The sequence below is a fragment of the Candidatus Tisiphia endosymbiont of Ceraclea dissimilis genome, from assembly GCF_964030735.1.
In the GTDB taxonomy this organism is placed as follows: domain Bacteria; phylum Pseudomonadota; class Alphaproteobacteria; order Rickettsiales; family Rickettsiaceae; genus Tisiphia.
The window spans coordinates 314,150-333,947 of record NZ_OZ034917.1 but is presented as its reverse complement, the minus strand read 5'-3'; the positions used below and the strand labels follow the sequence as shown (position 1 = coordinate 333,947).

Genomic DNA, 19,798 nt, shown 5'->3' with positions numbered 1-19,798 from the left:
ATGGGGACAATAACCAAAGGGTGAGTACGCGAATTACCTACAGTCTTGCGGAGCAAACTCTTCAAATCATTTTAGTATAATTGAATTAAACTTATTATATAGTATATGTCAAGATATTTAGTCACTGGTGGAGCTGGTTTCATTGGTTCGCACCTTGTTAAATTATTAACCAAAGAAGGACACCAAGTTGTCATATTGGATGATCTTTCAACTGGTACCTTTAATAGTTCACTTGATAAAAATATTGAGTTTATTCAAGGAAATATTTTAGATCAAGATATTGTGAAGAAAGTATTTAGAAATATCGAGGGTTGTTTTCATCTTGCAGCAGTGGCAAGTGTGCAGGAATCAATTAATAATTGGCACTATAGCCATCAAGTAAATTTAACAGGAACCATTAATATCTTCCTTCAGGCAAGTAAACAAAATATTCCTGTGGTATATGCGTCATCTGCTGCTGTTTACGGCAAGATCAGTGATTTTCCTCTACAAGAAAATGGCAAAGTGAGTCCACTTTCTCCTTATGCGGCGGATAAATATGCCTGCGAGCTACAAGCTAAGGCTTTTGGCGAGGTTAAATCTCTTAAAAGTTGTGGTTTACGCTTTTTTAATGTTTATGGTACAGGACAACCTAAAAATTCTGATTATTCTGGTGTAATATCAATATTTAGAGAACAAGTGAAAGATGGTAAAGAGTTGGTGATTTTTGGTGATGGAAATCAAAGTCGGGACTTTATACATGTTTCAGATGTAACAAATATGTGTGTTAGAGCCTTATCTATGGTGGCATCATCGGCACCAGTACTAAATGTTTGCACAGGACGTGCCTATTCTATAAATGAACTTATTCAATTAATTGATAAAATCGCTGTTATCAAAGGAATAAAATATCTACCACCTCAAGTTGGTAGTATAAATACTTCTGTTGGCAGCCCAGAATTGGCTCAGCAGATGTTAAATTATAAAGCAACATATGAGTTAGCAACTGGATTATTAGAGTTATTTAGCGTAAATTTATGAATTCCAAAGAAACCCTGATTTTAGTAGCGGATATTAGGGGGTGGGCTTTTGATAACGTTGCTTCGTTTGTTCAATCTTTGTTAAATGATCAATATGATTGTCATATAATTTATAGTTGTGATTATAAAACATCGGAGGAGTTTTTAATTAATTTAAACCAATATAATTCTATTAAATTAATACATTTTTTTCATCGCGGGTATTTAACGCACTTACTGCAAATTATAGCAGATAATGGTATTAACACTAATAGTAATATTGAAAAATTATTAAATATTGCCATTACCATTAGCATACCTGATCATTTATTTATTGAAAATGAATCTGACATACTAAAAAATCTACCAACTTTCCGATTTATTGACAACTACTACACTAGCTCTAAAAGATTGTATGATATTTATGCAAATATCCCAGAATATCCAAAACCGTGGCAAGTAATTTATGATAATGTATTAATTCCAGATTCACAAATTCCCCTTGATCCTAAAATTGGTTTAGCCTCTAGTCAGCTAGTTATCACATGGATTGGTAATAGTGCTTGGGAAAGTTGGTATAGTACTATTGACGATTACAAAGGTCTAAAAACAGTAATTATGCCAGCCCTAGAACAGCTTGAGCATGAGAAAATTCATATCAAAAAATGTATAATAGATAAAAATAAGCGACTACACTCAAAACAAGAAGTTTGGGATACTCTAAAAGAAACAGACATTTTGCTAATAGCCTCAGTGCAAGAAGGAACACCGTTGACGCTTATTGAAGCGATGGCATTTGGTTGTGCAATTATTACTACTGACGTGGGGATTGTCCGGGAGGTGCTACCTGATATACAACATCAGTTTATAATCAATAGAAATCATTCGTATCTTACGGAGGCAATAAAAAAATTAGATGTTGACCGAGATTTACTAGCAAAAATTAAACAGCAAAATTTTCTTGCTTATCAAAAAATCTTTGCCGATAAAGCCCATTTGCAAAATTTATGGCTTTCGTTTATAGATATTTCAGTAAAAAATCATAACAAAAAACAAAATTTACAAATAAAGCAACAAATTTTAAGAGATATCAACCTTGTTAATAAGGGCGAAGCTCCATCGATAATTGATAAAATCCGTTCTATTCGTTTGTTAAAAAAGATAGCACAACCTCTTCTAAGATATTATTGGGTTAGATTGCTTGCTAGACGAATAATTACAATGCTTTATTCTTGTTCTTCAGAAAATGATTATGATAATTTTAAAAATTTTATAATCAAATACCAAGGACAGCAAAAGGATATTAGACCTCTTACAAAACTCGCTTATGCTGAGGAATTTGTAGGAGACACGGAACGCAGAACCGAAGCGTACTCTAGTGTATGTGAGGATTCGAGTACCGCATCATTGTCCAAATTACCAGCAGAAGTAGAGTTTTACAAGAGGTCTATTGACGATATCTACGTAATATATTCTAGTACTTTTCCTGGAGTCGCTAACTCCACTAAAGAATTATTTGACCAAATAATTCCTTTTCCTATAGGCAAAGCAAATATTTTGCTAAATTATATTAATGCATATTTACCCAACAAAATTATCACTAAAATAGCTCAGTTAATTATCAAAACAGGCATTAAAAAATTAGTTATATCGGGTGGGCTTGATGTTCATGCTCAATTAGTAGAAAAGTTGCATCAGCTTAAGGCTGATAATTATTTAGATATTTACTTTTTATGGCATGGTTCTCCTGCCCAATGGGTAGATTCTCATCATTGCCAAGATTTTTATAAATGGTTAAATTTATATAAACAAAATAAGATTAAGGCTATTATCACCCTGAAGAAAGGTCTAGAACAATTTTTGATAGCTAATGGTATTCAATCTTATTTATTACAAAACTTCATACCATCAATGCCTGAAAAAAAGGTGATAGCTATAGAGAATAGTAAATTTACAATTGGTATATGGAGTGCTTCTAGCATATGGATAAAAAATCTCTATCCTCAATTTGCCGCAATAAGTATGTTGAAAGATAAGGTTTCTTGTTACACTAATTGCCATTTTAATGACAATAAACATGCTTGTTGGATGATGCAGGATGTAGAGCTTAAAGTTTTTCCAGAGCAATTACCACATCAAGAACTAATAAAACTTATTGCCAATACTAATTTAACTTTATACATTACTAATTCAGAATGTTCACCTATGATAGTTTTAGAGAGTCTAAGTTTAGGAGTGCCTTGCTTAGTTGGTCCTACAGCAGATATTTATGATGATCAATTTTTACGTGATATGTTAACTGTTAATCGCGTTGATTGTCCGCTGACCATATTTAAAGCAATAGAAAAGGTTCAACAAAATATTGATATGATACGTTCCAAACTACCGGAGTTTATTAGAAAATATAATAAAAATGCTCTTGCTTTAAAAAACTATTTGCTAACAGTCATAAATAATGATCATAATAGGTGAGGGGAGTAATAAGTTGTCATTCCCGCTTCGGTGCGGAATCTAGACCCCTCTACCTACGCAGGGGTGACACCACAACTGTTGAAAGTTAGAAGGTAAAGCAGGTTTTAGATAGGTTTTCTGTCATTGCGAGACCACGCAAGTAGGTCGTGGCAATCCATCTTTGGTTACTTTTATGGATTGCTTCGTCGACCTAAGGTCTTTCTCGCTAATAGACGTTGACCACATACGATTTTTAAACTATCCGGTTTAAACCCGCTTCCTCTTCTAACTTTCAACAGTTGTGGGGATGACACTAAGGCGAGCAGGGGTAACATTAAGGTGAGTGTTATTATTTTAACTATATAAAGCAAAATAAAGTCAGTTGATGAAAAGAATTATAAGATGCCTATATCAGGCAATTTTAAAAACAATTGAACATGATGGTGTTGAACATTCAGGGTATATGTCATTTATGATACTCATGGCATTTTTTCCTTTTTTAGTTTTTTTATTAGCATTAACAAGTTTTATTGGTGCCTCAGAACTCGGGCAGAACTTTATAACTATCTTTCTTGAGAGTATGCCAGAACTGGCTACTGACTCAATAAAAACTAGGATAAATGAACTTAGTAAAACTCCACCTCAAAGTCTAATGACCGTAGCGATAGTAGGAAGTATATGGACCGCATCATCTTTTGTTGAATGTTTAAGAACAATCTTAAATAGGGTATATGAAATAAAATCACCCCCTCCATACATAAGACGAAGATTACTTAGCATAGTACAGTTCTTAGTAATCAGCATATTCGTTACTTTTGCTATGTTCATTCTAATTATAGTGCCAATAATATTGACAAAACTGCCGATGATTTTACAAATAATGGAAGAACATATGCTAGCTCTAACTATTTTACGATATGTTATAATTTTTTGTTCATTATTTATTACCTCATCATCATTATATTATATCGTCCCTAATATAACATTAAATTTTACAGAGGTATTTCCTGGAGCTTTATTAACAGTAATTTTATGGGTGATAAGTGGATATTTATTATCTACTTGGATAAGAAGTTATAACCAATTAAGCATAATATATGGTTCACTTGGTGGTATAATAATAACCCTAATGTTCTTTTATATTATTAACATGATTTTTATATATGGTGCAGAATTTAATTATTTGCTAAAAAAACATCACTGAATTGTTAAATAAAAGTAAATCTTTGTTTACTTTTGTGAAATTTTTGTTGCGTCCTAGCTAAAATAGTAGTACAAGCCGTTTTGTTAGGATATGTGAAGGATATCTAAGTAAAAGCTTGAACGATGGGATAATGGTTGCATCTTTGTTATTCGCGTTCGTCCCTTTGTTATTTGTGCTTCGGTGTAGAATCTAAGACCCCGCACCAAAGCAGGGGTGACATTGATTACTTTGTCATTCCCGCGTAGGCGGGAATCTGGATACCTGCTTACGCAGGTATGACACTAAGTCGAGCAGGGATGCTCATCATTATTCTGATCTATTCAAATTTCCTTCACATAGCCTAGTGATTTTAACTAAAAAAGATTATAATTATGGCAAAACAAAAACATACAGCAACTCGAGATCACTATATCGGCAGTAATCCCAATTTAATGCGCCTCACTGAAATAAACAACACTAAGACGATACTTGCAGCTGTAAACAATAAAAAGATTGCTGAAGATATTTGGTCAATATGCAATATATTTGGTGTATCTCAGGAAATACAATGTAAACTTGCATCTACTAAGGGGGGTTTTGATGAAAAGGTAATTGAGGATTTATTTAAGAAGGAGCTTAAATCATCCAAGAACAATGACAAGGATGCAATCAAAAATTGTTTGCAGGTGTTGTATTATTGTTCTACTAATAAACTTGCAAAATTTAACGATATATGCACAACACTTAACGAAGCTAAATCTGTAGATAGTAACTTATCTGTATATACTAACTTTGGAAAAAAATGTACTATAACTAAAGCTTTGGAAAAATTAGATAGCTTGGAGCATACGTATCTATCACCCAATTCAAATACTAGTGATGTAGTTGATGAAAATGCTGTAGTCGCATTAGGAGAATTTTCAAATATGGATGTGAACACAATAAACTAAAAACTGTCATTGCTAGGAGGTAGCAATTGTGGATTGCCACGCTCACGGGCGTTCGCTCGCAATGACCTATATTTTAACTAAAATAGATTATAATTATGAAAAGAAAAAAAGTTTATACACAATATAAATCAGATGAAAATCCCCCCGTCCCGGTTAGGTTTTTTTTAAAGACGTTGCCCACTGAAATAGGCAACTCTATTACGATACTTGCAGCTATAAGAGATAAAGACCCTGTCGCCATAGGTTCCCTGTTTAATAATGTGTCTCAGACACTGCAATTCGACCTTTATCAGCTCGTTAAATCTAATGAGTTTACTAATAAGAAAGTTGAAGCTTTATTTAAGCAGGAGCTTAACTCATCCAGAATAAATGTTGATAAGGCAGCAATCAATAATTATAAGTCTATAGTAGTTAAGCTCTTGAAGAATCCAAATATTAGTATTAACAAAATATTTGATTGTTTTAAAAAAGCTAATGTACCTGTACTATGTATTAATTTTGAAAAATATGATACTATCGATACAGCTCTAATAGCATTACAGAAGTTGCAGTATGAGTACTCGCCAGTCCTTACAGTTACTGGGAATGACTACTCAAATATGCTGAGTGAGTTAACGCCAACTCAGCTTGCTACAAATCTAAAGTATTTAGATAGTCTTGATGATTCATCAGGAAAACATAATGTTGATGTATCAGGAAAGCATATTGACTATGATTCAGAGGTGTAATAGACTCTTAATCCGATTAATATTTATCTATACTGTTTGTGTTATTCCTGCGTAGTATGTAATATCTACGTAAGTAGGTATCTAGTACTACAGTTGTAGATTGAATGTGAGTGTTCACGGAAAAAAGGTTAAAGTATAAGATGTCATTGCGAGGAGGTTGCCAGACCGACGAAGCAATCCAGGAAAGTGATTAAAAATGGATTGCTTCGTTGACCTTACGGTCTCCTCGCAATGACGCTTGGTGATCAGGTTTTTTTATTCATCACAAAAAAATCGTGAATGCTCACATCTAAACTACAACTGTAGTACTAGATTCTCGCCTATGCGGGAATTACAATAGTGGGAAGAAATGACAATTTACAACTCAATATTAAGAACTTATTAGGGCTATCTATATATGCAGTTACAAGAAAAAATTTATGTTTTTTTATGTGCTTTATTTGTTGTGCTAATAGTAGTTAGTAACTTAGCATATCAGAAATTTGTTTATTTACCTATTTTCTCTATTTATACCTTTGAACTATCGGTTGGGGCGATTTTTTATCCGGTCACTTTTCTAATAACTAACTTAATATCCGAGTTTTATGGTAAAGAGAAAGCACAATTTTGCGTTAGATTGGCAACTAGTATAAATATTTTGGTATTATGTATTATCAGTTTCATGGGTTATCTACAAGCTACTACCTGGTCAAAAATTGACAATAATACTTTTGACTCGGTATTTGGGGCATATAGCGTATCACTATTTGGTTCAATAACAGCTAGTTATACAGCTCAGATGATAGATATAAGGCTTTATTTACTAATTCGCAAACTTACTAACAATAAATACCTTTTTCTAAGAAATTTGAGTAGTGCCATATCGTTATTTATTGATACATCGATTGTAGTTATTTTTGTTACAGTTATTGGGGTTGTACCTTATGAACAAATGATATCTTTAATATTTAACAGCTATTTATTCAAACTGTTTTTCACCATAGCAACTACCCCAATATTTTACTATGTGGTGTACTTTATTAGGAGTCGGAATTAAAACGATACTCTCAATTTTATCGAACCTTGATGGCTAGAGTATTTATTATTAGAAGCTAAATAATCATATACTGCCATAATTTCTGTCACTCCACGTTTTATAGTAATAGTCCCACCAACTTTGTAGTTATATTTAGCCGGTTTTTCAAGTAGCAATACTTCTTCTCTTTTGTTGGAACCTGACGCTATCTGCATACGAACCTTCTGTTGCCTATTATGCAAAAATTTCTCACCTTCCATGTGCAATCCAGGAATCACCTGGGTAGTATCACTAATCTTTATTGGTATAACTGCTTCAAATCCTATAATTCCAGAAGCTCTTCTGTCATTAGTAGCAGCGACCGATAGACTCTGTGCTTCAAATCTTTCATTATATCCAGCAATATTGTATCCTCCATATTTTAACCCAATATTTGGGGTGATTAGTACTTTACCAAATTGTGACTTGTGAGCAACTACTATCTTACTACTATATGAAGTATTATCAAATTTAGCCTTAGCTATCTGGTTTTGCACTGGTATTTTTGCAGAAACATTACCAAGGGCAAAGGAAAAAACACCTTGTAGTATTAATTTATCAGACAAATTAGTTTGACCATATATAGATATTACATGGGCGTGGGCAGCAACTTTGTCAGTACGATTTTTGTATTTAAAGTTAGAAATGACATAGTTATAAGCTCCTCCTATAATGCTACCACCTTGCAGTTCTATATCACCCCCAATAGTTGCAGCCCTAGTTCTGCCGGTATATCTACTTAATATGTTACCCCCCTCATACTTAGCCACACCAATCGTACCACTAACCCAGACATTTTTAGACACAATATTATCTTCATCACCAGAAGCAAGAGCTGCAAGATCAAGTTGGTGGAATCTTGATTGAACAGACTGTTCTATAAAATCAAAAACTGATGCTACTGAATTTATTGTTGCTGAAGTTACTTGTTTTTGTACCTCTACTGTTTGTTGTTCTAATGCTTTTACCTGTTCTTGCAATATTAATGCATCACTGTTATTGCGGGAGGCAATATCGTTGTCAGCTGATATATTTGGCTTTAATACTGGACTCGATGGTGTTTCTGATTTTGAGTCTTGGTTGTTGTCAAGTTCTGATTTTGAATTTGGTTTTTGCTCTTCTTTTTCTTTTAATTCTGAATTTTGATCTGAGTCTTTGTTGTTGTTAAGTTCTGAGTCTAAATTTGAGTCTGAGTTTTCTAGTGTTGAATTTGACTGTGTACTTGATGAATTAGCTAAAGAACTTGTTCTTAATTTTGAAGATCGTGTTGCTCCTGATAGTGTTGAAGTTGACGTTGATGTTGGCACTGATACTGGGCTTAACGTTTGCGATGTTGCAGATTCTTCATCATTAAAAAGTACAGTAAGTCCATAGTCTTCTTCCTCTTCTAAATTTTGCGATGTTGCAGATTCTTTATCCTTAAAAAGTACAGTAAGTCCATAGTCTTCTTCCCCTTCTAAATCTAAATTTGTTTTTGGTGGTTTCGGCTGCATTGCTAGTGGTGCTGGCTGCACTACTAGTGGTTCCGGCTGCATTTCTAGTGGTGCTGGCTGCATTTCTAGTGGTGCTGGCTGCATTTCTAGTGGTGCTGGCTGCATTTCTAGTGGTGCTGGCTGCATTTCTAGTGGTGCTGGCTGCATTTCTAGTGGTGCTGGCTGCACTACTAGTGGTTCCGGCTGCATTTCTGGTGGTTTCGGCTGCATTGCTAGTGGTGCTGGCTGCATTTGTAGTGGTTCCGGCTGCATTTCTGGTGGTTTCGGCTTCATTGCTGGCGGTTCCGGCTGCATTTCTGGTGGTTTCGGCTTCACTGCTGGCGGTTCCGGTTGCACTTCTACTGATTTAGCAATATTCTTCTTGTTGAGTCTCTTTTGCCTTTTACTTACTACTTCCTGCCACTCTCCTCCATTTTCATCTGACACTATGCTTTGTTCAATTTTGTCTTGAGCAAATGCATAATCAGGAATTTTATTAGTTTCAAGAGTTAATGGTTGTTGGGTAAATGTCTTAGGAACAATAGACTGTTGATCAATTATTCCATTATTTTGCTTCACTACTAACTCTGTATGTACTTCTAGTGATTTAGCAATATTCTTCTTGTTGAGTCTCTTTTGCCTTTTATTTACTACTTCCTGCCACTCTCCTTCATTTCCATCTAACACTGTGCTTGATTTCATATTATTTTGAGCAAATGTATAATCAGGAATTTTATTACCTTCAGGAGCTAATGGTTCTTGAGATATTGACTTCGGAACAACAGACTGTTGCTCAATTGCTCTATTATTTTGCTCAGCTCGTGCCTGCTGTCTCCTCTCCTTATTCATTTGTTTTACCATATCCAACAACTGCTTCTTATCTGCTGTTATTTTAGCTTCTTCTTTCTTCCTTTGTTCTTGTTTTTTCATTGCTTGTTTAAACTCATTATCTTTATGCCTTTGCTTTAATTTCTTCAATTTATTCCGGTGATTGGTGGTATTGGACATCGTTGCTGTTGTTGGCAATGTCAATTGGGTTGCCCCTGAGCTTGATGCTTCTAAATCAGGAAAATCAGTAATACTAAGATTTTTGAATTCAGAAATTAATCCTTGTTCTTCATCCTCGCAAGGTTGTATTTTTTGAAGCTGATTATCTGTACTCAGTAAATCTGTATTCTTTAAGCCATTATTATCGAATAATGGTTTTAATTCTCTACTTATATTAGATGGATTGTTTTGTTTATTAGAAGTACTCGTTATATCCTTAATAGGAGATTTAAGGACAGGATCACGACCATCTCTATAATCTCTAAATGTATCTGATTTAGAATTATTAGAAGGTGATAGTACAAGATTTGCTGGAACTTCAGTAGGTGTTGATGTAGCGTATTTAGCAAGATTAGTAGTTGGAGAACCACCAAGATTAGTGCCGCTACTTTGATGTGAGGGCAATGGACTAGTTGCATCCCATTGTTTTACTTCTGTACTAGATGTTGCTGTAACAGTACCTAATACATCCTCTTTTGATGATTCACTTACCATTGTGTTAGGATTCTGTGCTATTATTTCCATTTGCTTTTTTTCTTCTAATGATTGATTTCCTTTTTGAGATGGAAGTCTTACTCTATACACTTTCCGTCGAGCAATTGTAGGTAACTCTGGCGTTGATTCCTTAGATTCTTGGGTTAATAATGACGGGCTTCTATTCTCATCTGCTCCAAATGCAAAATATCTAGATTGATTTCGATTTGAAATACCGAAACCTGTAAGTGGTGGAGTATTCTCTTTAGAGAGAATGTTTTCTAAATCAATTTCTTTATTAGTAAATGATGCATTAGTATTTATAATATTGCTACTAGCAAGAATTTCCGATGATGAGTTAGATTTATCAGAATCTTTAAGTGGTGGAGTGTTCTCTTTAGAGAGAATATGTTTTGAGTCAGTTTTTCTATTAAGAAACGATGCATTAGTATTTACAATATTGCTACTAGTAAGAATTCCCGATGATGATTTAGATTTACTGAAACCTTTAAATGGTGGAATATTTTCTGAGTCAGTTTTTCTATTAGGAAATGATGCATTAGTATTTATAATATTGCTACTAGTAAGAATTTCCGATGATGATTTAGATTTACCCAAACCTGTAAGTGGTTGAATGTTTTCTAAATCAATTTCTTTATCAGTAAATGATGCATTAGTATTTATAATATTGCTACTAGCAAGAATTTCCGATGATGAGTTAGATTTATCAGAATCTTTAAGTGGTGGAGTGTTCTCTTTAGAGAGAATATGTTTTGAGTCAGTTTTTCTATTAAGAAACGATGCATTAGTATTTACAATATTGCTACTAGTAAGAATTCCCGATGATGATTTAGATTTACTGAAACCTTTAAATGGTGGAATATTTTCTGAGTCAGTTTTTCTATTAGGAAATGATGCATTAGTATTTATAATATTGCTACTAGTAAGAATTTCCGATGATGAGTTAGATTTATCAGAATCTTTAAGTGGTTGAATGTTTTCTAAATCAAATTCTTCATCAGTAAATGATGCATTAGTATTATTGCTACTAGCAAGAATTTCCGATGATGAGTTAGATTTGTCAGAATCTTTAAGTGGTGGAGTATTCTCTTTGGAGAAGATGTTTTCTAAATCAATTTCTTTATCAGTAAATGATGTATTAGTATTTACAATATTGCTATTAGTAAGAATTTTCGGTGATAATCTAGATTCATCAAATTTTGCATGTGGTGAAATACCACCTTCGGCTTTACATGTACTGATTAATACTAGTTGTGTTAACCCAATATTGAATAATATGCTTATTCTTAAACTCATATATAACCCCCATATATTGAATGGCTTTGTTGATAATAGTATAATTTGCCCTAATTTTTACTGAATCACTCCACTTGTAAATTGAATGTTATTGGATTAATAACACTTTAAATAATTATCCGATTTTGGTTTACTATATATTTTATGCCCACCAATCCAGTTAATTTATATAAAAATCTTCATACTATTATTAATAATTTACATGAATATTTTAATATTATTATTAAGAGTATAATAATAATTTTTAAATGTCTATTACTTATTTTTAATAAAATCAGAATTGCCTGGAAATAATTAACAATTGAATAATCATATTCAAAAAATATGATTTACATTTCCATCTATAGCTAATCCTAGAAGATTTTAACCGGATAATGTTTGTCATTCTCGCTTCTCTTTGTCATTCCCGCGTAGGCGGGAATCTAGATCATAGTACCCTACAATTTTTTATTTATTTCCTTATGATGAGTAAAAAAGCTGATTGCTAAGAGTCATTGCGAGGAGCTACTTTAGTAGCGACGAAGCAATCCATGAGAATTAGTATAGATACATCAAGACTATATGGATTGCTTCGTAGGCTCACGCCTCCTCGCAATGACGTTTTTATGTTGCTTAATACTTATAGAATAAAAATTGTAGCTATGAATCTAGATACCTGCATACGCAGGTATGACACTAAGTCGAGTAGGGGTACACTAAATCGAACAGGGAGGATAATGGTTGTCATCCCTGCGAAAGCAGGTATCTAAAAATGCCATGAGGTATAATAGATTCCGCACCGAAGCGGGAATGATGGTATGGACGAGTGAAGCGAAATATGCTTTACTTGTACGGAGTCAGCTGAAAAATAGTTTTCAGCTGCTCCAAATTAAATAATAATTTAATTAATAGGTCCATACCATGATAAATAATAGCATAAAAAATACTATAATAGGAATAGATTTAGCAAAAAATAGTATGCACTTGGTGCAAGTCGATCAAAATGGCAAAAAAATAGGTTACCAAAAAGTTACAAGAGATGAGTTAATAGCCTATTTAAGCAATCTCGATAAAAGTTCATTGGTAGCTATGGAGGCATGTGGAGGAGCTAATTATTGGTCACAGGAAATTGCTAAGCTTGGTTTGCAAGTCAAACTAATGAAAACAAAAGATGTAAAAGTTTATGCTACATCGAAACAGAAAAATGATTATAACGATGCGTTAGTAATATGCAAAGCGGCTCGTGATCCAGAATTAAAAACTGTGCTACTAAAAAGCAAGGAGGAACAAGATATAAAATTCTTGCATAAAATTAGAAGTAATACGATCAGAGATCGTGTGCAAAAAACTAATTCTACAATATCAAGTTTATGTGAATATGGCTATAATACAAAATTAAGTAAAAATAAATTTTGCAAATCATGTAGGCTGGAGGTAGAGTTAGCGTATAGTAAAGGTTATATAAATTCTGGGATAAGGTCAATTTTACTTTTAGAATGTAAAGAAATTGAGGATTTATGTAACAAAGAAAAAACTTTAGAAAAGCTGATTATCAGCAATAATAAGCAAAGTGAGAAAGCTACTAGGTTGCAGACAATTTTTGGCATTGGAGCAATCAATGCTAGTTGTTTGAGTGTAGCCCCAATGGAAAGTTATCCAACCCCGAGGGATTTTGCTGCTTCGCTTGGTTTGGTACCAAAGCAACATAGCTCAGGAGATAAGATAGTTTTAGGAGGGATTACCAAACAAGGAGATAGATATGCCAGAACTATGTTGATTCAAGCCGCAAGGACAATAGCAATAAGAGCAAAAAGTGATAAGGAATCAAAAGATAAACTAGTGCAGTGGGCAGTGAAGAAATTTGCTGAAAATAAATCATATAATATTATTATGTGTTGGTTTAGCAAATAAGTTAGCAAGGATTGCTTATGCAGTAGTCACCAATGGTAGCGAATATGTTGCAAATTAGTTTAGTTGGAAAAAAAGAAGAAACTATGTCAACTAAATAAAAATTGGTAATTGATAAATATTGTGAGTAAAGAATAGTAACAATAAAGAGAACGAAAGTTAAAGAGTTAATGAATAAGTATTCTGAATAAAATCCGTAATTATGTCGAGGCTCTAGAAGCCGTGGGAATGAGAGGTCACTCAAGGATATTTATAAGAATGCAGAAACCATTATGGCACTCGATGCCGAATATATGACCGCTTCCTTTGTGGCTCTATTTTTTTTATTTTCTTTGTTGACAAATTCACTCGTCCATATATGACAAATTTTGCGTTTAAAGATAGATGTTGTGACTCGGATATATTCAAATTTCCTTCAAACAACCTACTATTTATAAGCTCTGCAAAAAACTTGATTATTGAGTAAAAGAGATATTGCTAAAATATCACATGAGATTAAGGAATTATTAACCATTAAAATGCTATTCCATGCCAGGGAATTATTAAATATTGTTTTTATTAAGAAAAAATAAAAAATTAATTGACTATTTAGTGTAGGTTATATTTAATTAAAATTGTAACTATTGCTAACGAAATTTTGCTAATAAAGTGTAAACATGGTGAAAACATAATAATATGCCTGATGATTTTGATGGCGATAAATGGAATAAGAAGTATGGTGCGGATTCTGCTCAATTTGACAATCCTATAGTCAATTGATGAGAAGTTGGGGATGTTGTCGCTCGTCGCTCGCCTATTACTTATAGGCGTCGCTCCATCGCTCCTAGCCCCAAATTCTCCTGAATTGACTGTATATAATAGGAAATTATGTTTAACAAAATAATCACTGGAGAAATATGAACTATCAGAAATCAATAACAAAACTGGTTCAACTATGAGTGGGCTTGTTCAAGAAAATACCAGGATTATTCCTGATAGGCAGACTAGCCTTACCAGAGAGCAAAAAGAAGCTGTGGGGTTGCTTTCAATAGGAACATTTTTAGAATATTTTGATTTGATGCTTTATGTGCATTTAGCAGTATTATTAAACGAGTTGTTTTTCCCTAAATATGAGTCTTTTGCCGCATCTATGTTAACGGCTTTTGCATTTTGTTCTACTTTTATTTTTCGTCCAATTGGTGCATTAATTTTTGGCTATATTGGGGATAGAGCAGGGCGGAAAGCAACGGTTATTATTACCACCATTATGATGGCAATTTCATGCGTCATAATGGCAAATGTTCCAACTTATGCTCAAATTGGTATTACCGCTTCTATAATAATTACGGTTTGTCGTGTACTACAAGGTATGTCATCAGTAGGAGAATTAGTAGGAGCAGAACTTTATTTAACAGAGACTATAAAACCTCCTATACAATATCCAACAGTAGCTTTTGTTGCCGTTGCTTCTGTTATCGGAACAACAGCTGCACTTGGAGTCGCTTCTCTCGTTACATCATATGGCTTGAATTGGCGTCTTGCTTTTTGGATAGGAGCAATAATTGCTTTAGTTGGTGGGGTTTCCAGAACGACTCTCAGAGAAACACCTGATTTTGTTGATGCAAAACTTAGACTAAAAAAGAAATGTGAGAAAGCTAATATTGATATCAAGGAACTTGCTAATAATCCCATTGTTAATGAAAAAGTTAATAAAAAATCAGTGCTATACTTATTTATAGTAAATTGCGTTTGGCCAGTATGTTTTTATTTCTCTTATGTACATTGTGGCAGTCTCCTAAAAAGTTCTTTTGGCTATAGTGCGGAACAAGTAATACATCAGAATTTTATTCTATCAATGATACAGTTGGCTGGCAAATTATTTGTGAGTTATTTAAGTTATAAGATATATCCAATGAAAATTCTAAAAGTGCAATTAGTGGTATTTTCTATTTTTGTGCTATTTTCCCCTTATATTTTGAATAATATAACTGAGGCTTTTTACTTATTTTTATTTCAAATTTTTCTTGTACTGTTTGCTATTGATATTGGACCAGCTGTTCCAATATTTTTCAAATATTTCCCAGTTTTTAAACGTTATACTTATAATAGTATGATATATGCTGTATCACGGGCTTTGATGTATGTTATTACTTCTTTTGGAATTTTATTTTTAACAAAATATTTTGGTCATTGGGGGTTGTTAATTATTATGATTCCAATAAGTGTAGGATTTGCTTTTGGTTTACGTCATTTTCAAAAATTAGAGAAGGAAGCTGGTATTTATGTTGAATAATTGTTGTAGGTTCTAACGGAGATTCAGTACCTAACAAATGTTTGTAACATAAATTAGTTAATGTATTTTCTAGCTGTTTTGTTCCACAATACATACTAATGCTTATAAAATTTTTAAAAGTCTCTTCTACAATTTTCTTAATCTTCTCAGGCGATTTTACACCAATAGTTTGCATATTATGCAGCCGGTCAAATAGTTTGATCAATAAGACATCATATTTTTTCTGTTGAAATAATATATCCAATGTTTCTGCTGCACTGATTTTTCCATAAGATTTAACCCTGGTTAAACCTTCCACTTGCCTAGCGATTTGCTTGTTAAAGATCATAGTGATCATGTCTTCGGTAAGAGTTGTATCCTCAATAGTATCATGCAGTAAGCTGGTAATGATCATATCAGTCCTGAAGTATTTTGGTACCTTTAATGCTGTATGTTCAGCAACCATATATGCTACCTCTATCGGATGGGAGTAATATGGATCGCCGGATTGTCGCATTTGCGAACCATGATATTTCTTGGCGTAATAGATACCTTTTATAATTTCATTAATATTTACTGGTATAGTTACTTGCTGATTTAGCTCGGATAGTTTATTTAGTAGCCTCTTAGTATATTGGCAATCTGTATATTTTATTTCCCAATTATTAATATCTTCCATTTAAATATCCACTACATTGCTTTAACAATAAAATAAATAATAACTAAAAATAAAAATTTTTGCAATAGTTTATTAGATATTAGTTTTAAACAATGGTAATTTTTATACTTTGTTACATTTAAGTTACGTTCCTATTGTTTGAATTTAGTATACATTGTATAAAATTATCTCGTGCATATAATTGTTGCTGTTTGGTACAGAAATATCGATTAAAAAAATAGCTAGTCAACTCAAAAGCTTGTTTTTTATCATTATTAGTAATTTCACACTTAGTGGAGGTTAAGAATTGTGGTAAGATTAGAAGCCTGTCTTGATATTTCAGCCCTGCTGATAAACAGACAGCTTTTCCAGATTTTGGTGAGACATATTTCAGATTTTCTTGGCTACCTGTTACTGTACATTTATCCAACTCAAGACCATATCCCGATTCTTGGAGTATGGCTAATTCAAACCTAGTATACTCTTCAAAAATAAAATTATTTGCTAGGTTGTTTAAATATTTTGCAAAAATTGGGAAAAAATTATTGTGATTTTCTCTTTCATGAAAGGCTATTTTAATAAGGCTAATAATTGAATTAAAGGCATATAGTTTAATTTTATTAGTTATTAAAAGACCAGCGTAAGATTTTATTAACTCGCATTTAGCCATTCCTATATGCTCGTGTAATCTAGCTTGCCAAAAAAAATCAACAATATTACCTTGCTGATTTATAGTGCCAGATTTTCTAGATGTTTCTCGTATTACCCCAGAATATAAGCCATGATTTTTAGTAAAAACTGTAATAATAGCCGAATTTTCTTTTAATGGTTTTTTGCCAATTATTATTCCTATATCTTTAAAATTCATATTCAAGTCTGTTGTAATCGCATATGGCTATATGAGTTTGGGTCATCTTGCCAAAGTTCACGTACTTTTACAAAAAGAAAAAGATGAATTTTACAATCAAAAGATATCTGCATTTCTATTCTTGCCTTAGAACCTATTTCTTTAATTTTACAACCATTTTTTCCTAGAATAATAGTCTTATAAGAATCTCTTGAAACAACTATTACTTGATGAATTTTGATAGATTTATCGTTATTTTCCTGCCACATTTCAGTTTGGACGGTTAAATTGTAAGGTAATTCTTGGTGGAGATTCAAAAATAATTGTTCCCTAGTTATCTCAGCTGCTAAAAATCGCATAGGCAGATTAGTAACATCGTCCTCTTCGTATAGCCAAGGCGATTCTTTAGCGTGGCTTTGGATATAATTGAGTAATTTATTGACATTTTTACCGGATAAAACGGATAGTTTTAATATATAACTATCTACGAACTGAGAATTTAGAGTATTTTCTATTTCTTCTAGATATTCAGAAGGAATATCAATTTTGTTTAATAAGAATATTAAATTTATTTTAAGAGTTTGCAATTTTTTGAGTATTTGCAAAGTAAATTGATCAATAGGTTTCGTACTATCTATGATCAATAATACTAAATCTACACCATGTAAGCTTGACCATGCACACCGTACCATTGCTTTTTCCAGCTGTTTCTTTGGTTCAAATATACCCGGTGTATCTAGTATTATCAGCTGTGTATCTTTTATGGTAACTATTCCGGTTATAATAGAGCGGGTAGTTTGAACTTTAGGAGTAACTATCGATATTTTTTGTCCAATAAGTTTGTTTAATAATGATGATTTACCAGCATTTGGTTTTCCAATGATAGATATGGATATTGTCTTTTGAAATATTTCCATGGACTAGCCTTACAACTTATAAATTGTTGAGGTAATTCATTAATTTACGAGCAGCGACTTTTTCTGCTTCCTTAACTGAATGACCAGTACCAGTTTGTTGATATTCATCCATCTGCACTAATACAGTGAAGATGGCGGCATGAGGGGATCCTTCTCTTTTAATCACTTGATATACCGGCTTTTCACTTCCCTTTTTTTGGGCTAATTCCTGAAGAGTACTTTTAGGATCATAATCAGCTAAATCAATAATATCTATAAATTCATACCATAAATCATATATTATTTTTTTTACGGTATCAATATTACTATCAAGATAAATGGCAGCAATTAATGCCTCCATAGTATTTTCGATATTATTAGGATTTTGTCTTCCTCCTAATAGCTCTTCGCCGTAAGTCATAATAATATAGTCTGACAAATTGATCTTGGCAGCTACCTTACAAAGTAATTCTTTACAGACTAGATAAGCTCTAATTTTTGCTAATTTGCCCTCATTATAAGTAGAGAAATTTTTAAATAAAATTTCAGTAATAGCGAAATTAATTATTGTGTCACCAAGTAATTCTAAACGTTCATAATTCTTTTGTATTCCATGCTTTAGGGTATTTTGCTTTAAAGAAGGATGGCTTAACGCTTCCAGTAAAAAATTTTTATCATTAAAGCTATATCCTATATCCTGCTCAAGCTTTTCAGGGGCAGAGAGGGTTAATTCTTTTGTACTCATTCTTGTATTTTATCTGCATAAAGAGAGGTAAATAGCCTGTTAAATCTAATAGATGCCAGCCAAGTACCAACACGGAGTATTTGGTTAATTATCCCAATATCACTGTGCCATAATTGTTCTTTTGTCGAAAAAATAATAAATTGTCCTTTGGCAATAAAGTTTTGAAATGGTACAAATCCTAGATCTATCCTACTATCATTCGATTCATCTCTGTTATCGCCAAGAAAGAAATATTTCCCTTCTGGTACATAAAAGATTTCTGTATTACCATATTGATTTTTTAATAAATGATTATCTTGTTTTAATTTATAAGAAAAATAATTTATGCCGTTAGGTAATATTTCCTTATATTTTATATAATTTCTGCCTTGTTCACTTGTATATGTCTCAACTTCAGTACGATCTATAGCTTTATCATTTATATATACTACATCATTGATTAATTGTATTTTATCTCCAGGTAGCCCAATTAACCTTTTTATATATCGAATATCCATATTATTGGGTGGGCGAAAAACTATTATATCTCCTCTTTGTGGCGGCGATGCCAATATTCTACCATTAAAAATATTAGGATAGAAAGGAAAAGAATAATTGCTATATCCATAAGAATATTTTGTTGCAAAAATATAATCATGCTCCAGCACTGTTGCTTTCATTGAACCTGTTGGCACAAAAAAAAGCTCCATTACAAAAAACCTTATCATCAGTGCCAAAAATATTACAAAGATAAAAGATGAGAATTCTTGTATTGGGGTTTTTTTGTTAGTAGCCTTACATGTTATTTTCATATGTAATAATTATTTATAATGAGTAACCTCGGATAATAATAATCCATTA

General features: G+C 32.7%; 14 protein-coding genes and 2 pseudogenes. 9 read left to right on the top strand and 7 right to left on the bottom strand.

The window, feature by feature from the left end; translation table 11 throughout:
• The first annotated feature begins 105 nt into the window (after positions 1-105).
• The 7 genes and pseudogenes from ACQH1V_RS01535 (at position 106) to ACQH1V_RS01505 (ending at position 7,346) form a co-directional block, all read left to right on the top strand.
• The gene (locus ACQH1V_RS01535; protein ID WP_094649404.1) at positions 106-1,020 is read left to right on the top strand and encodes an NAD-dependent epimerase/dehydratase family protein; all 915 of its coding nucleotides are present in this window, start codon (positions 106-108) and stop codon (positions 1,018-1,020) included.
• Positions 1,017-1,892: pseudogene (locus ACQH1V_RS01530) on the top strand (glycosyltransferase); the annotation flags it as partial. The gene ACQH1V_RS01535 and the pseudogene ACQH1V_RS01530, both read left to right, overlap by 4 nt.
• 408 nt (positions 1,893-2,300) lie before the next feature.
• Positions 2,301-2,454 (top strand): annotated as a pseudogene (locus ACQH1V_RS01525) (palindromic element RPE1 domain-containing protein); the annotation flags it as partial.
• Positions 2,455-3,834: 1,380 nt separating this feature from the next.
• Positions 3,835-4,653 carry a YihY/virulence factor BrkB family protein gene (locus ACQH1V_RS01520; RefSeq protein ID WP_341749132.1) on the top strand — a complete coding sequence of 273 codons (819 nt, stop codon included), beginning with the start codon at positions 3,835-3,837 and terminating at the stop codon, positions 4,651-4,653.
• Positions 4,654-5,024: 371 nt separating this feature from the next.
• Complete coding sequence (locus ACQH1V_RS01515) at positions 5,025-5,582, top strand: hypothetical protein (protein WP_425360592.1); 558 nt, start codon at positions 5,025-5,027, stop codon at positions 5,580-5,582.
• 95 nt (positions 5,583-5,677) lie between these two features.
• The gene (locus ACQH1V_RS01510; RefSeq protein WP_425360591.1) at positions 5,678-6,310 is read left to right on the top strand and encodes a hypothetical protein; all 633 of its coding nucleotides are present in this window, start codon (positions 5,678-5,680) and stop codon (positions 6,308-6,310) included.
• Between the two features lie 397 nt (positions 6,311-6,707).
• Positions 6,708-7,346 carry a queuosine precursor transporter gene (locus tag ACQH1V_RS01505; protein ID WP_425360590.1) on the top strand — a complete coding sequence of 213 codons (639 nt, stop codon included), beginning with the start codon at positions 6,708-6,710 and terminating at the stop codon, positions 7,344-7,346.
• On the opposite strand, the gene ACQH1V_RS01500 is transcribed toward ACQH1V_RS01505, so the two are convergent.
• Positions 7,343-11,674 carry an autotransporter domain-containing protein gene (locus ACQH1V_RS01500; RefSeq protein WP_425360589.1) on the bottom strand — a complete coding sequence of 1,444 codons (4,332 nt, stop codon included), beginning with the start codon at positions 11,672-11,674 and terminating at the stop codon, positions 7,343-7,345. The two genes, ACQH1V_RS01505 and ACQH1V_RS01500, sit on opposite strands and share 4 nt — an antisense overlap.
• 900 nt (positions 11,675-12,574) lie before the next feature.
• Here ACQH1V_RS01500 and ACQH1V_RS01495 point away from each other — a divergent pair.
• On the top strand, positions 12,575-13,564 hold the full coding sequence (locus ACQH1V_RS01495; RefSeq protein ID WP_425360588.1) for an IS110 family transposase: 990 nt from the start codon (positions 12,575-12,577) through the stop codon (positions 13,562-13,564).
• Positions 13,565-14,149: 585 nt separating this feature from the next.
• Here the strand turns inward: ACQH1V_RS01495 and ACQH1V_RS01490 are convergent.
• A complete protein-coding gene (locus ACQH1V_RS01490) occupies positions 14,150-14,482 on the bottom strand; it encodes a palindromic element RPE2 domain-containing protein (RefSeq protein WP_425360587.1) in 333 nt (110 codons plus the stop codon).
• 13 nt (positions 14,483-14,495) lie between these two features.
• Between ACQH1V_RS01490 and ACQH1V_RS01485 the strand changes: the two genes are divergently transcribed.
• Complete coding sequence (locus ACQH1V_RS01485; protein WP_094649027.1) at positions 14,496-15,833, top strand: MFS transporter; 1,338 nt, start codon at positions 14,496-14,498, stop codon at positions 15,831-15,833.
• Here ACQH1V_RS01485 and ACQH1V_RS01480 read toward each other — a convergent pair.
• The 5 genes from ACQH1V_RS01480 to lepB all read right to left on the bottom strand — a co-directional run bounded on the left by ACQH1V_RS01480 (position 15,748) and on the right by lepB (position 19,749).
• Entirely contained in the window at positions 15,748-16,491 is a 744-nt protein-coding gene (locus ACQH1V_RS01480) for an HD domain-containing protein (RefSeq protein ID WP_341748717.1), read from the bottom strand. The two genes, ACQH1V_RS01485 and ACQH1V_RS01480, sit on opposite strands and share 86 nt — an antisense overlap.
• A gap of 118 nt (positions 16,492-16,609) precedes the next feature.
• On the bottom strand, positions 16,610-17,338 hold the full coding sequence (gene recO, locus ACQH1V_RS01475; protein ID WP_094649025.1) for a DNA repair protein RecO: 729 nt from the start codon (positions 17,336-17,338) through the stop codon (positions 16,610-16,612).
• A gap of 2 nt (positions 17,339-17,340) precedes the next feature.
• The gene (era, locus tag ACQH1V_RS01470; RefSeq protein ID WP_425360586.1) at positions 17,341-18,234 is read right to left on the bottom strand and encodes a GTPase Era; all 894 of its coding nucleotides are present in this window, start codon (positions 18,232-18,234) and stop codon (positions 17,341-17,343) included.
• Positions 18,235-18,250: 16 nt separating this feature from the next.
• Positions 18,251-18,958: a ribonuclease III gene (gene rnc, locus ACQH1V_RS01465; protein ID WP_094649023.1), complete on the bottom strand. Its 708-nt coding sequence runs from the start codon at positions 18,956-18,958 to the stop codon at positions 18,251-18,253.
• Positions 18,955-19,749, bottom strand: a complete 795-nt coding sequence (gene lepB / locus ACQH1V_RS01460) for a signal peptidase I (protein WP_425360585.1) — start codon at positions 19,747-19,749, stop codon at positions 18,955-18,957. Before lepB ends, rnc begins: the two co-directional genes overlap by 4 nt.
• Between the last annotated feature and the right edge of the window lie 49 nt (positions 19,750-19,798).

Bases quoted from the DNA above. Each gene is read 5' to 3' on its own strand.
- ACQH1V_RS01535 (WP_094649404.1), top strand. From the start codon at position 106: ATGTCAAGATATTTAGTCACTGGTGGAGCTGGTTTCATTGGTTCGCAC.
- ACQH1V_RS01520 (WP_341749132.1), top strand. From the start codon at position 3,835: ATGAAAAGAATTATAAGATGCCTATATCAGGCAATTTTAAAAACAATT.
- ACQH1V_RS01515 (WP_425360592.1), top strand. From the start codon at position 5,025: ATGGCAAAACAAAAACATACAGCAACTCGAGATCACTATATCGGCAGT.
- ACQH1V_RS01510 (WP_425360591.1), top strand. From the start codon at position 5,678: ATGAAAAGAAAAAAAGTTTATACACAATATAAATCAGATGAAAATCCC.
- ACQH1V_RS01505 (WP_425360590.1), top strand. From the start codon at position 6,708: ATGCAGTTACAAGAAAAAATTTATGTTTTTTTATGTGCTTTATTTGTT.
- ACQH1V_RS01500 (WP_425360589.1), bottom strand. From the start codon at position 11,674: ATGAGTTTAAGAATAAGCATATTATTCAATATTGGGTTAACACAACTA.
- ACQH1V_RS01495 (WP_425360588.1), top strand. From the start codon at position 12,575: ATGATAAATAATAGCATAAAAAATACTATAATAGGAATAGATTTAGCA.
- ACQH1V_RS01485 (WP_094649027.1), top strand. From the start codon at position 14,496: ATGAGTGGGCTTGTTCAAGAAAATACCAGGATTATTCCTGATAGGCAG.
- ACQH1V_RS01480 (WP_341748717.1), bottom strand. From the start codon at position 16,491: ATGGAAGATATTAATAATTGGGAAATAAAATATACAGATTGCCAATAT.
- recO (WP_094649025.1), bottom strand. From the start codon at position 17,338: ATGAATTTTAAAGATATAGGAATAATAATTGGCAAAAAACCATTAAAA.
- era (WP_425360586.1), bottom strand. From the start codon at position 18,234: ATGGAAATATTTCAAAAGACAATATCCATATCTATCATTGGAAAACCA.
- rnc (WP_094649023.1), bottom strand. From the start codon at position 18,958: ATGAGTACAAAAGAATTAACCCTCTCTGCCCCTGAAAAGCTTGAGCAG.
- lepB (WP_425360585.1), bottom strand. From the start codon at position 19,749: ATGAAAATAACATGTAAGGCTACTAACAAAAAAACCCCAATACAAGAA.